14 protein-coding genes are annotated in these 11,872 nt (G+C 45.8%); 10 read left to right on the forward strand and 4 right to left on the reverse strand.

Annotated features, from left to right (window positions below; all coding sequences use genetic code 11):
* Positions 1-226 precede the first annotated feature (226 nt).
* From AC0KUT_RS03100 to AC0KUT_RS03130, 7 genes are read left to right on the forward strand one after another with little or no spacing between them, the layout of a single operon-like run.
* Complete coding sequence (locus tag AC0KUT_RS03100; RefSeq protein WP_488833425.1) at positions 227-1,024, forward strand: CPBP family intramembrane glutamic endopeptidase; 798 nt, start codon at positions 227-229, stop codon at positions 1,022-1,024.
* 37 nt (positions 1,025-1,061) lie between these two features.
* A complete protein-coding gene (locus AC0KUT_RS03105) occupies positions 1,062-1,928 on the forward strand; it encodes an ABC transporter ATP-binding protein (RefSeq protein ID WP_488833426.1) in 867 nt (288 codons plus the stop codon).
* Positions 1,925-3,301: a hypothetical protein gene (locus AC0KUT_RS03110; RefSeq protein ID WP_488833428.1), complete on the forward strand. Its 1,377-nt coding sequence runs from the start codon at positions 1,925-1,927 to the stop codon at positions 3,299-3,301. Before AC0KUT_RS03105 ends, AC0KUT_RS03110 begins: the two co-directional genes overlap by 4 nt.
* Positions 3,301-3,681 carry a GntR family transcriptional regulator gene (locus AC0KUT_RS03115; RefSeq protein WP_488833429.1) on the forward strand — a complete coding sequence of 127 codons (381 nt, stop codon included), beginning with the start codon at positions 3,301-3,303 and terminating at the stop codon, positions 3,679-3,681. Before AC0KUT_RS03110 ends, AC0KUT_RS03115 begins: the two co-directional genes overlap by 1 nt.
* A 24-nt stretch (positions 3,682-3,705) precedes the next feature.
* Complete coding sequence (locus AC0KUT_RS03120; RefSeq protein ID WP_488833430.1) at positions 3,706-5,349, forward strand: alpha/beta fold hydrolase; 1,644 nt, start codon at positions 3,706-3,708, stop codon at positions 5,347-5,349.
* On the forward strand, positions 5,346-6,155 hold the full coding sequence (locus tag AC0KUT_RS03125) for an ABC transporter ATP-binding protein (protein WP_488833431.1): 810 nt from the start codon (positions 5,346-5,348) through the stop codon (positions 6,153-6,155). The genes AC0KUT_RS03120 and AC0KUT_RS03125 overlap by 4 nt, the downstream gene beginning before the upstream one ends.
* Positions 6,148-7,341 (forward strand): ABC transporter permease, encoded by a 1,194-nt coding sequence (locus AC0KUT_RS03130; protein WP_488833432.1) that lies wholly within the window; start codon positions 6,148-6,150, stop codon positions 7,339-7,341. The genes AC0KUT_RS03125 and AC0KUT_RS03130 overlap by 8 nt, the downstream gene beginning before the upstream one ends.
* Before the next feature lie 36 nt (positions 7,342-7,377).
* On the opposite strand, the gene AC0KUT_RS03135 is transcribed toward AC0KUT_RS03130, so the two are convergent.
* A complete protein-coding gene (locus AC0KUT_RS03135) occupies positions 7,378-7,953 on the reverse strand; it encodes a glutathione S-transferase family protein (protein ID WP_488833433.1) in 576 nt (191 codons plus the stop codon).
* Positions 7,954-8,325: 372 nt separating this feature from the next.
* Between AC0KUT_RS03135 and AC0KUT_RS03140 the strand changes: the two genes are divergently transcribed.
* The 3 genes from AC0KUT_RS03140 (at position 8,326) to AC0KUT_RS03150 (ending at position 10,182) form a co-directional block, all read left to right on the forward strand.
* A complete protein-coding gene (locus tag AC0KUT_RS03140; protein WP_488833434.1) occupies positions 8,326-8,646 on the forward strand; it encodes a hypothetical protein in 321 nt (106 codons plus the stop codon).
* Positions 8,647-8,800: 154 nt separating this feature from the next.
* Positions 8,801-9,328 carry a hypothetical protein gene (locus AC0KUT_RS03145; protein WP_488833435.1) on the forward strand — a complete coding sequence of 176 codons (528 nt, stop codon included), beginning with the start codon at positions 8,801-8,803 and terminating at the stop codon, positions 9,326-9,328.
* Positions 9,329-9,417: 89 nt separating this feature from the next.
* Positions 9,418-10,182, forward strand: coding sequence for a sulfite exporter TauE/SafE family protein (locus AC0KUT_RS03150; RefSeq protein ID WP_488833436.1), 765 nt, complete (start codon positions 9,418-9,420; stop codon positions 10,180-10,182).
* A gap of 22 nt (positions 10,183-10,204) precedes the next feature.
* On the opposite strand, the gene AC0KUT_RS03155 is transcribed toward AC0KUT_RS03150, so the two are convergent.
* The 3 genes from AC0KUT_RS03155 to AC0KUT_RS03165 form a co-directional block, all read right to left on the reverse strand.
* Complete coding sequence (locus AC0KUT_RS03155; RefSeq protein WP_488833437.1) at positions 10,205-10,726, reverse strand: MOSC domain-containing protein; 522 nt, start codon at positions 10,724-10,726, stop codon at positions 10,205-10,207.
* A 35-nt stretch (positions 10,727-10,761) separates the two neighbouring features.
* Complete coding sequence (locus tag AC0KUT_RS03160) at positions 10,762-11,271, reverse strand: hypothetical protein (protein WP_488833438.1); 510 nt, start codon at positions 11,269-11,271, stop codon at positions 10,762-10,764.
* A gap of 103 nt (positions 11,272-11,374) precedes the next feature.
* Positions 11,375-11,827, reverse strand: coding sequence for a hypothetical protein (locus AC0KUT_RS03165; RefSeq protein ID WP_488833439.1), 453 nt, complete (start codon positions 11,825-11,827; stop codon positions 11,375-11,377).
* Between the last annotated feature and the right edge of the window lie 45 nt (positions 11,828-11,872).

Consider the following 11,872-nt stretch of genomic DNA (forward strand, 5'->3'; position numbering starts at 1 on the left):
AGTTTTATTGATGGTCAGCCCGGCACTTTTGCCGGGCTTTTTTTTGCCAAAATATTGTTATTTATTCGATTGTGTATTAGTGTAGTAATACACATGGTTTTGGGGCGGAATTTAAACTCGTTTTTCTTTCTGTGTGTAAGGCTAAGTGGCAATACGTCAAAGATGTTGTTGCTGCAGCATGTTAATTTTTTCTCAATATTCATTATCTTCATGGAGCGATGGCGCTATGCCTGAATTATCACCCGAATCAAACAATAATTATCAAGAATCCCCGCCTGTCTCTATCAACTTGCCGCAGCTAAAGCCGAGTTTTGGGTGGCTGCTGGCAATAGTGGTGGCTTACCTACTGGGTTCTATGGGGTTTGGTATCTATTTGGGCGCGGTGGAAGGGTTTAATGCTGCCCGCGCGGGCAATACCGCTATAAATCCAGAGGTGATTGGTGCTGCGGTGCAGGCAGCATTCAATACGCCTGCAGGCTTGGCGGGCATGTATCTATTCCAGTTCATATGCATTATGCCAGTCATCTATTGGGCGGCAAATTTCCCTCAGCAATCGTGGCGTCAAACCTTAGCGGTTAATCCTGTTCGCATGGCATTACTCAAACGCTATACGGGGATTCTCGCGCTGTACCTAATCGTTGAAACACTGCTCACCTATGCCTTTACATTGGACGGGGGCGACGTCATAAAAATGGTACAAGGCAGCCAGCACCTTGGAGTCGCCTTAGTTATAAGTCTGCTCGCCCCGATTATGGAAGAAACTATTTTCCGTGGTTATCTGTTTAAAGCCTGGCGCAATACCCGCTTAGGTTTTAGCGGAACGCTGCTGCTTACCTCGCTCTTATTTACGCTCCTGCATTATGGTCAATATGCCTGGCCAATATTAGCGATGCTATTTGTGTTCTCGTTAATACTCGGTTTCGCACGCGAAAAATCGGGCTCTTTGCTACTGCCGATTTTATTGCACGGCATTAATAACTTGCTCTCGGTGGTAACCATTGTTTATTTGGGGATGGACTTTTAAGTAGGGTTCAGACGTGAGAGAAAATAGGAGAATCATAATGATCATGATTGAAAAATTACAGCGCAGTTTTGATGGCGTAACCGTACTCAAAGGTATAAATGCACAGGTTGAATCAGGCCAAGTCATTGCGCTCTTGGGTAAAAATGGCGCGGGTAAAACGACCTTACTAGAAACTATTTTGGGTTTTGGTTATCCGTCTTGTGGCGAAGTAAGGCTTTGGGATGTGGCGGCCACCGATATTAAAGATGCAACAAAACAGCGTATTGGCTTTGTACCTCAGCAAGATGAATTGATGGGCAGCCTCACGGGGAGGGAGCACGTTGAGCTGTTTGCAGCCTTTCGCCCTAAATGGAATCAGGACTTAGTCGATCGATTAATTGCCGAGTGGATGGTACCTATGGATGTGCTGCTCAATAAAATGTCGGTAGGGCAGCGACAAAAACTATCAATTCTATTAGCGCTGGCACACGAACCGGAATTGTTGGTATTAGATGAACCCGTGGCGAGTCTCGACCCTATAGCGCGCCGTCAGTTTTTACAGCAGCTAGTGGATGTGGCCGCTGACGAAAGCCGCGCGGTAATATTTTCTACGCACATCGTCTCTGATGTGGAGCGCCTCGCCAATCAGGTTTGGATGCTGCGCGATGGCGAGTTAAATTATCAGGGCGGTCTAGATCAACTGAAAGAGAGTGTTGCGCGTATCAGCTTTACGGCGGCGCCTGAATTGCTGCAAAACTATAAAATTCCTAATGCCATTCGTCAGCGCCAGCAAGGCAGCCATATGTCGGCAACTGTCATGCCTTGGCGGCCAGAGATGCAGCAACAACTGGCAGGGGAATTTGACGCTGAGGTGCAAATAGAGTTCCTGTCGCTAGAAGAAATTTTCGTGGAGATGAATTCATGAAAAGGGCCACTCACTTCAAGCACTTCTGGGTTTTACTAAGACTTTTGGCGCTGCCTGTTGGGATAGTGAAGTGGCTACTTTACGCCTGTGGGGTGCTGTTTATATTAGGGCTGGTGGCAATCTATTTTTTTGATAATCCCGTGCTTATGGCGCTCAGCACTTCGCTTGTAGTGCTCTATTTGTTTTTGTTGGTTTTTATGTCTCCCGCAACCATACTTACCATGGTGACGAGTAAGCAGTTTTCTATGCTGTCCTATTTACGTCGGTCATTATTTATAGTTCTAGTAATTTTTATAACCTTGGCCGCTAGCATGATTCCAGTGGCTGTCCTTATGAAAGGAGGAGCTACTGACCTGGTTTCGATTAGCTTGTTGTCATTCCTTATCGCTTCCTGCTTTGTTTTCGGCCTTATCTATCTTCTATCTCTCTGGTCAAATGCTTATTGGGTGATATTTCTTCCCATTATGGGGATTACTCCACTTGTAAAAGCGTTGATCGATCTGCCTTGGCCGATTTTGCTTTTTCCTTTGGTTTTAATTTGGGGGTTGTTTGCGCATTGGTGGTTTCGTTGGAAGCCAAAAAGCTTCTTTACCAATGTTATGGCGCTATCTCAATCTGAGATGCTTAAGAGAGATCCCTTTATTGGTGTCAAAATTAATAGAACGTTCAGTTTTTTTACACAGCCTAAAAATATCATAGATTCTTTTTTGCTTGGTGGGGCTGATAGCAAACTATCAGTATTTTTGCGTGGCTTTTGGATTGTGTTAGTCCTTTCATTGGCTTATTTAGGTGTCAATATTTTTTTTGGATTTAGTGCTGAGCCATCGGCATTAAAGAAATTGTGGGCAAGTCAAATAGTGTTGTTGGTAATACTGGGTAGTTGTAATTATCTTGCGGTTCACGTATTTCGCAATGTTAAGGCGTTGTGGATCTATTTTCCCGAAACGCGTACCGAAGTGTTTAATAGAATCGAAATGCTTAACTATCGCGCGGCAATGTTAACGTCAATCATTCCTTTGGCAGCCGGGCTGGTAGTTGTATTGAGCTTGGAACATTTGTCTTTTAGTCCGTTGCAATTTATTTGGTCAACACTTTTTGGTGGAGTATTTGGTTTTACCTGTTTTTACATGAATTTGGTTTTCTATGCACTAAAAGGTCCTAGTTTGATGTGGTTGGCTTGGGCTCCGGGTCTTTTGACGTCGGCGGCAATGGCACTTTGGGGGGTGACTTTTTGGTTTTATAGTGATGACTCGTTCCGTTCTCAGGTGTGGTTAGGTCTTATTGCTACTATAGGGTTTATGTTGGTTTATACAATGCGTAGTTGGGCTAGAAAACGGTGGAATAGAATTAATTTTGTGGGAGTAAAGAGCTAATGTTTAGCCTCAATCCCCAATCAGGTATTCCCATCTATCGTCAATTAGTCGAGCAGTTGCGGCGCATGATTGCCGGTGGGCAATTGCAGCCGGGTGATGAGCTGCCCTCGGTGCGAGAGCTTGCGTTAGAACATGCGGTAAACCCCATGACCATCTCTAAGGCCTACAGCCTCTTGGAGACCGAGGGGCAGCTTGAGCGGCAGCGCGGAAAACCGATGCGCGTAGCCGCGCGAAAAAATGCGATACAATCGGATGCTATGCGTATACAGCACTTGCAGCCTCAATTGCAGCAGCTAGTGCTAGCAGCGCGCCAATTAGAAATTTCCGATAAGCAACTATTGGCGGAATTGCGCGAATTATTAACGCGCACACCCACATGATTTACTAAGGAGTGGAATCTATTTATGAAGATATTATTTGCCTCGCCCGACTTACGGGTGAAGAAAGTTACCCTAAGGCGTGGTGTGCTACCAGCAGTTGCTGCTATCGCGCTATTCTTGCTCACAGCTTGCAGCCAAAAGGCGACTGATACCGCGCAAGAGCAAAGTTTTTTGAGTGCCTGCCCCGGGTTTGAAGAAACGGGTAAGGCGCCTTTGGTGTATGGCGCGCAATGTGGAGCATTAAGCCTCGCTGAAAATCCTGCCGACGCGAACAGCCGTAAGATAGAGGTTGCTGTTTTGCGCTTACCCTCTATTAGCCCCGTTGTTAAAGGTGACCCGCTCTTTTTAATTCAGGGCGGCCCAGGTGGATCCTCAATTGAGATGGCCAATTTTCTCCACGCTAACTTTGCGGAAGTGCGGAAGAATCGCGATTTAATTTTTGTGGATCAACGCGGAACAGGTAAATCGAATGCCTTGCGTTGTGAAGCACCTAATAGCGACGACAACTTGCTGCCAGAAGCGGAACAGTTGCGCAAAAATCGCCTACGTTTAATGCGTTGTGCAGAGCAGCATAAAAGCGAAGCTGAATTTTATACTACACCGTTTGCCGTGCAGGATTTAGATGCGGTACGTCAGGCGCTGGGTTATACAAAGATTAACTTATGGGGCGGCTCCTATGGCACCCGCGTCGCCTTGGAGTATGCGCGCCGTTATCCTCTGGCGACGCGAACTATCATTTTAGATGGCGTGGCGCCGGTAGCAATTGCGCTGCCACGTTTTTTCGCACGCGACACTATGGCAGCACTTAAGGCGGTGAATGATGAGTGCGCGCAGCAGCCAGATTGCGCGGCTATTTTTGGCGATATAGTGGAAAAGGCGCAGCGAGTGGCACAGCGTTTAGCGCAGGCGCAAGCAGCAGAAGAAACCTTGGTTGTTACTGCGCCGCATCCGCGCCATCAGCAACCCGAAACCATACACTTAACCCCAAATACCTTTTCGCAGCTTATTTTCATGGCGCTTTACTCGCGGGATTTAACCGTGCTCCTACCGCGCGCTATCAGTGAGGCTGAGCAGGAGAATTATCAATTGCTGGCGGCCTTAGCGGCGCTCTCGGCAGAGCAAAGCCAGCAGATGAATTTGGCAGAAGCTATGCATTATTCTGTCGTGTGTAATGAGGATTGGCATTTTAATAAAGCACTAGAGGCCGTAACGGACGATGAGTTTTTAGGTAAACACTTTATGCAGGAAATGGCCACTGTTTGTGAATTTTGGCCTAAGGCTAGTTTGCCTGATGATTATTGGGAGCCAATCGTTAGCGATGTGCCTGCACTCTTGTTGTCGGGTGCGCACGATCCTGTTACACCGGTTGCATGGGCAGAGTTGGTCGCTAATTCGTTACCAAATGCAATAAAATTACGTGCAGCTGGTGGCAATCACGGTGTGTCGAGTGAGGGCTGTATACCTCAAGTAATTGCCCAGTTTGTTGAGCAGGGGAATTTGCAGAATACCAATACCGACTGCGTGGCTAAAATAAAACCTCTGCCATTGGTGTTGGGTGCCAATCAACGAAAATCCTCATCGGCTGGGTCCATGTCGTCTGCAGCCTCCTCAGTTTCTTCAGCCGACATGATAAGTAGCAGTTCATCTGCAGGGAGTTTGCAGCCATGATTCGCATTGAAAACCTCACTAAAAAATTTGGCGCAGTTGCAACGGCTAAGCCTTGGTTGCCTATGGGTAAGCGCACCACACCGCAAATCATTACCGCGTTGGATGATGTCAGTTTCACCTTGCGCGATGGGGAAATTACGGGGCTGTTGGGGTTGAATGGCGCCGGGAAATCAACCTTGATGCGTTTGATCTATGGCTTGTTGCAGCCTACGAGTGGTGATGTTTGGGTTAATGAATTTCACGTGAGTAAAGAGCCCAATGCCGCACGCCAACAGCTTGGTGTTTTGCCTGATGATACGGGGCTCTATAAACGATTAACGGCGCGAGAAAATATTCGCTATTTTGGCGAACTGCAAGGCCTGAAAGGTGCTGCTTTAGAAGCGTCGATTGAGCAGCTGATTTCATGGCTGGGCATGGCCTCAATTGCTGAACGCCGCGCTGAAGGTTTCTCTTTGGGTGAGCGAATGAAAACGGCATTGGCGCGCGCTATAGTCCATCAGCCACAACATGTTTTATTGGATGAACCTACTAATGGCCTGGATGTTATTACCACGCGTGCTGTGCGTCATTTGTTGCACGAGCTAAAAGCCCAGGGGCGCTGCGTTATTTTTTCTAGCCATTTAATGCATGAGGTGAGTGGGCTCTGTGATCGCATTATTGTAATAGCCCAAGGGAAAATTGTAGCAGATGGAGATTTGGATGCTGTCATGGCGGCAGGCAGTGCCAACAATTTAGAGGATGCATTTATTAATTTGGTGTCCGATCAAGAGCTTGCAGCGTCAGCCAAGGAGTTGCGTCATGTTTAACGCTTGGGAAAAAATATCGATAGTATTACGTAAGGAATGGCGAGACTGCTTGCGTGATAAAAAGAGCTTGCGCATGGTGTTTTTAATGCCGGTATATTTTGTCGTGGTATTTGTTGCTTCATCATTATTTATCATTCATATGAGCAATCAGTCGCGGGCAACAATTCAGGACCCTATTCAGTTGGCGGTGATGGGCGCAAGTGAATTGCCTCAGCTTATTGATTGGTTGGAAGAGCGCGGTGTAAAGGTGGAGGCTGTGGGCGAAGATGCTTATCGCCAAGTTGAGCAGGGTAAATTAGGCTATGCGCTTATTATTCCAGAGGATGCTAGCGAAAAATTTGCGACAGGTGAGTCTATCGAGTTGGCTTTAGTTTTCGATGCAACTAATAACAAGATTCAAGGCAGTTTGAATTTTGTTCGCCAACAAATTTGGGGTTGGAATGGTCGTATGGGCAGCTTAAGAGTGCTGGCTCGCGGCATTGCGCCAGGTATTGTGAATCCGGTGCTTATTCGTGACTTAAATGTTGCCAGTGATGAAAAAATGGGATTTTTTGTCATGGCAAGTTTACCCATGTTATTAATCTTAACGGCATTTATGGGGAGTGTAGGGTTTAGTGCGGATATGACGGCGGGCGAGCGCGAACGGCGTTCACTTGAGTCCCTGTTAATTACACCAATAAGCTCTGCTATGTTGTTACTGGGAAAATGGTTGACGAGTTTTTCGCTCACGCTGTTGGTGTTGTTAGTTGAGCTGAGTTTATTCGCGGTCGCTTTTGCCTATGTGCCATTCGATGAACTGGGGCTGCGTGTGAATGTAACGCCTTTGGATCTGGTTGGTGTATTTGTCGTTCTTGCGTCATTGGCCCTTATGGCAACTAGCTTACAATTTTTAATTTCAATTTTCGCACGCAGTTTTAAAGATGCGCAAACCTACATGGGTTTGATGGTATTTATTCCTATGGTTCCGTTGTTTTATACCATGTTTAATCCGAGTGCGTATTTTGAATGGTTTCGCTGGGTGCCAGTGTTAAGTCATCAAGTCATAATTAAAGAGCTATTACTGGGCGGCGATTCAGCGCCAATTAATTATGTTTATATATGGCTGGTGTCATTGGTCTGTGCTGCCTTGATGTTGGTGTATACAGCCAAGCAATTGCGTAAACCTAAAATTGTTTATGGCATCTAGATTGATAATTGCCAACCTAGATGCTCTCTTGTGTATCTAGGCTTGGGGCGGCTGGGTGGCAATGAAATGGTTGTAGCCCTGCGCATTTTGATAGAGTTTTTCTAGATTTTCAAATTCAGAAAAGTCTAATTGCTGGCGAAATTTTGCCCAGCCCATAAAGCACGCTAAGCGTAATTGCGCATCATTAAAAAGTCTGTCCTGCGGTAGAGCTAGCGGCGAAAATTCAAGTTGATTGAGTTCAGCTAAGGTGGATTGAATTCGCGCGGCTTGTCGTTGCAGGTAAGGTATTTGTGTTGTATCAACGCCATCACGTGCTATAAAAAATAGATTTACGGTGGCGTCCATCGCAGTGCTCACAAGGCAGAAGTTGTCTAGCTCTTTTACATTCGCACAAAAAGTCTGACCAGATTTTTCGCGCAGATATTTAATAATAGAGCATGAGTCCGTTAGAAATACATCCTCATCTTGTAAAAATGGCACCCGCTGTGTTGGCGATAGCTGTGCGCTGGCCAAGGTGTCGGTTTCGATAAAATCACACTTGAGTTGTGTTTCCAACAGCGCTATGCGGCAGTGGCGCACAAAGGGGGACGTATAACTACCATAAAGTTTCATTGTGAATTCCTTGGGGGTATTGACGATTATTAAATATAGAGCAGGTGCTTATATTCTATAGGGGTATTAAAACGTTGGAATAGTTTAATGTCTGCTGTCAAAAAAAATTGATATATCAATAGGGTTTTGGACAGCAACTTCAGATGGCGCGAGAATAGGTGCAGTGTATCGTCAAATAGAATCATTGAATGGCTCAACTGAAAAATACTTGCCGTGAATGAAGGTTGAGCAGTGGCTTGTTGCCAATAGCTCGGCTGTGGGTCATCGCTCTTCATCGACGTGATGTCTCACTGCTGTGTTGGGCCGAGAGTGTATTAGATGTTATCCGTATTTTAGTGTTATTGATTTCATGAAAGTATTGGAGGCAGTGAAATGCGTACTTTAGCAAGCAATTTGCATCATATCTCTCCCGGCGCAACATCGCCTTCACTTTCTGAACGCTTACACTATTTAGAGAATGATAAACGTGGCGTGCAACGTGCGGTGCCTGTGGATGTAGGGCGATACCTTAATGAAGCGCAATTGCTAGCGCTGCAGAGTTTAGAGGGGTTTGGGTGGCAGTTGGCATTCGTGCGTCGGCCTTTATTTATGGAACCGGTAGTTGTGGTGCATCACCCCGACCATTCACAGTACGCGCTGTTAGAAGATGATGGGGCAGTTAACCAAAAGGCGAAAATAGGTTTGCGTGCTTAAGCCTGACAAAAAAGATCAGTACTCGAGGTTCAGTCTGAAAAATGTCGGCTAGTTTTTTGTGCTGCGTATTTGATTGTGTAGTGAGATGGTGTAGTTCAGTTGTGATTCAGTTGTCGGCTCCTAGTATCGTGTAATGACTAGAGGAGTTGTTATTATGAATCGCATATCGCTTTTTTCGCTTTTAATGGCTTGTTGGTTTGGTTTGTCGGCTTGTGGTGGCGAAAGTGTCGCGCTGCAACCAGATCCTTATGAGAATTACGTCCCCACCTTACGCGCGTTCGATATGATTGACTCCTATCAAACTGACACCGCAATACCACAACATCCTCCCCTTGCTTTAAGCCCCTATATTGATTATGGATATTTCGAGGTTTTTTGGAGAGTAAATAGTCTGGAGGATTACAGCGTTACTCTTAGTATTAATGACCGTCCTGATTTTAATGGCGCTATAGTTGTTCACTCGGAAGTTTGCGGGGCTGGCCGTTGGTGCGATCAGCGCGGAAATCTTCTGTGTGAATATACGACCGACTTCTACATGTCTTGCGATAATTCATCCAGTGAGGCGGATATAGCCCCTTTGTTCACAGGGCATTTTCCAGAACCTCTTTATCTGTTGATGGAGGTTTGCGACTTGGACTCGAATTATTGTGAATATGATTATCACCCTGTTGCCATGGAGTAATTTGCAGTTCGTGTTTAGCTGTGTAAGTTGGCTGGATATCTCCACCTGAAGGCGTCATGCTGCACGCTTTTATTGTGTTGTGAATGTGCATGAATGATCTAGCTTTTTACTGGCTCGCAGTGCCAGTGGTAATTTTAGTGGGTATGTCTAAGGGCGGCTTTGGTGGAGGCTTTGGCACGCTTGCCGTACCTTTGCTTTCATTGATGATCGATCCTCGTTTGGCTGCAGCGGTTATGTTGCCGATACTTTGCGGCATGGATGCGGTGAGCTTGTGGAGTTTTCGTGGTACTTGGGATAAGTTAAATTTAAGGATTTTGTTGCCAGGCGCACTTTTGGGCACCTTAGCAGGTGCACTCACCTTTCAACTGACCAATGCAGATGCGGTGCGAGTGATTGTTGGGTTTTTATCAATTTACTTTGTTTTGCACTATCTCTGGGGGCGCCAGTTTCTAGTAAGCCTACGTCGGCGCCAAGCTAGCCCTGTAGCGGGAACTTTTTGGGGCGCCGTAGCAGGCTATGTTAGTTATATTGCACATGCAGGCGGTCCGCCGATTGCCATCTACTTGTTGCCGCAACAATTGCCAAAATCTGTTTTTGCTGGCACCACCATTTTGTTTTTTTCCATTATCAATTTTATAAAACTCATCCCTTATGTATGGCTGGGCCAGATTAGTGCCAGCTCCTTTAAAATTTCATTGATACTTTTGCCGCTAGCACCTTTGGGGGTTTTACTTGGTGTTTATTTGCATAAGCGGGTATCAGACCAAATATTTTATTGGTTGAGTTACGGTTTTTTATTTTTGGCGGGAATAAAGCTTAGTTATGAAGGTGTAGCGGGTTTGCTGGCGACTTAATGGTCGGATTGAGGCAGGATGCTTACGTTTCTTTAGGTGCTAGTGCGTTGAGGGTATCGTTTAGGCGAATAATACCTGATTCCACTATGCGGGCGGTGATGCCACCGTGGCCGCGTACTGCGTTGTATCCACCGGGCCCGAAGGTGCTTTCCATGGCGGAGCAAGGATCGGCTAGGCCTGTGTACTCTAATATGGCTGTGCCTATGCGAAAGTGCTTATGTTTGAGTGCAAGGAGATTGATGCCACTAACGGCAATATTACGGCGTAATAATTCAGGTGTAATATTGGCTCGACCTAAAAGCTCGGCCATTACCGCAAAGTGTTCCCATTGAATGAGCGTGACATGACGTTTACCGCTGCTGCTTTTGTAGCGATCACCCATTAAGCCGCAATCACGGCGTGCCTCGACCGCATCTACAATGTGCATTGGCGATTTCTCTACTTTACCGCTCGCTAATTTGTGATGTGGCGGGCGTACCCCAATCCAGCGTACTTGGCCAGTTTGGGGTAAGCAATTTAATAAGGACTCTAATGTTTGGCTCATAACTTTTTGGTGTTATTGAATTGGAATCGTTTTAACTAGTTGATATTGCCTTGCTGAATAGAATTAGTTTGGCTGACATTGCTAGGAGTTATGTTGTTGGGTTCCATTTCTTCTTTATTCTCAATACCTTCCTCATTTATTTCATTGTCAGCAAGTGCAGCATTGAGTTCTGCAGATATCGGCAGCTGGCAGTGCTCAATAACTTTATCATTCGCCTTGTCAGACTTGCCCAGCTCTTGCTGCTGTTTCCAAAAACGACATTCAACACTGTGCTCTTTGGCAAGCTGACGTTTTTTGAATTCTTCGAGATTTTCTTTTTCTGCTAGCATTCTGGCGCGCCGCTCTTGCGCTTCGCGGTAGAAGTCAGGCGCTGGGGCACTAGTTTCTGGCGGGGAATCAATTGCAGGTGTTGGTGCGCTCTCTGTTGTGGCGGTGAGGGGCGCTGCTGATTTGGGGTTGAAGCCGAGTGTAACAATGGCTACAAGTGATATTGCGGCAATGCTGCCAGCGCCAATCCATAGTTTGTGTTTTAAGAAAAACTTCATTGTAAAACTCCCTTAGTTGCCTTGGTCTTCTACTCAGTTCGCATTTATTTTGCGACACATTGTACAAAGTTAATGCTAAAAGCCAAGCAGTTTCGCTATGTCCTTATTTAACCTTCCAATAGGGGATTAGTTTTCCCTCCATACATGCTCTTACCTCATTATCTAATGTGTTATTGGGTTTTATGCAGTCTTTAACCCTTTTTACCTGAGTGTAAACTACTTTTTCTGTTGGGTTTATGAGCTCTGTCTCCATGGTTCGAGCATCGCGACAGGCGTTGTCTTTAAATGCTCTGTTTTCTGGCGAAGGGTTTTTGTTATGTTCGGCTATCCAAAAGTTACAGGTTTTTATCAATTGTTGTAGTTGTGGGTTTGATAATTTACTTTTGTACTGCTTTTCGGAGCGATATTTTGTTTTTTTATATTGAGTGCTGCCAGACGCAACACGTATTCTTTCACCATCACCATTAAGTCTTTTGCATTGCTGTGATGCATCTTGATGTAATTTTAGTCGTTTTTTCCAATTGCTTATTTGGTGGGCGCTACCACCATTGCGCATTTGCCGCTCAAGGTTATTAATTGCGGTGCTGTGGCGGCTGCAGTC

Source organism: Cellvibrio sp. 25HG11W-0 (assembly GCF_057815475.1).

What these genes read in the sequence shown, in the direction of transcription:
- AC0KUT_RS03100 (WP_488833425.1), top strand. Translation starts at nt 227, where the DNA reads ATGCCTGAATTATCACCCGAATCAAACAATAATTATCAAGAATCCCCG.
- AC0KUT_RS03105 (WP_488833426.1), top strand. Translation starts at nt 1,062, where the DNA reads ATGATCATGATTGAAAAATTACAGCGCAGTTTTGATGGCGTAACCGTA.
- AC0KUT_RS03110 (WP_488833428.1), top strand. Translation starts at nt 1,925, where the DNA reads ATGAAAAGGGCCACTCACTTCAAGCACTTCTGGGTTTTACTAAGACTT.
- AC0KUT_RS03115 (WP_488833429.1), top strand. Translation starts at nt 3,301, where the DNA reads ATGTTTAGCCTCAATCCCCAATCAGGTATTCCCATCTATCGTCAATTA.
- AC0KUT_RS03120 (WP_488833430.1), top strand. Translation starts at nt 3,706, where the DNA reads ATGAAGATATTATTTGCCTCGCCCGACTTACGGGTGAAGAAAGTTACC.
- AC0KUT_RS03125 (WP_488833431.1), top strand. Translation starts at nt 5,346, where the DNA reads ATGATTCGCATTGAAAACCTCACTAAAAAATTTGGCGCAGTTGCAACG.
- AC0KUT_RS03130 (WP_488833432.1), top strand. Translation starts at nt 6,148, where the DNA reads ATGTTTAACGCTTGGGAAAAAATATCGATAGTATTACGTAAGGAATGG.
- AC0KUT_RS03135 (WP_488833433.1), bottom strand. Translation starts at nt 7,953, where the DNA reads ATGAAACTTTATGGTAGTTATACGTCCCCCTTTGTGCGCCACTGCCGC.
- AC0KUT_RS03140 (WP_488833434.1), top strand. Translation starts at nt 8,326, where the DNA reads ATGCGTACTTTAGCAAGCAATTTGCATCATATCTCTCCCGGCGCAACA.
- AC0KUT_RS03145 (WP_488833435.1), top strand. Translation starts at nt 8,801, where the DNA reads ATGAATCGCATATCGCTTTTTTCGCTTTTAATGGCTTGTTGGTTTGGT.
- AC0KUT_RS03150 (WP_488833436.1), top strand. Translation starts at nt 9,418, where the DNA reads ATGAATGATCTAGCTTTTTACTGGCTCGCAGTGCCAGTGGTAATTTTA.
- AC0KUT_RS03155 (WP_488833437.1), bottom strand. Translation starts at nt 10,726, where the DNA reads ATGAGCCAAACATTAGAGTCCTTATTAAATTGCTTACCCCAAACTGGC.
- AC0KUT_RS03160 (WP_488833438.1), bottom strand. Translation starts at nt 11,271, where the DNA reads ATGAAGTTTTTCTTAAAACACAAACTATGGATTGGCGCTGGCAGCATT.
- AC0KUT_RS03165 (WP_488833439.1), bottom strand. Translation starts at nt 11,827, where the DNA reads ATGCGCAATGGTGGTAGCGCCCACCAAATAAGCAATTGGAAAAAACGA.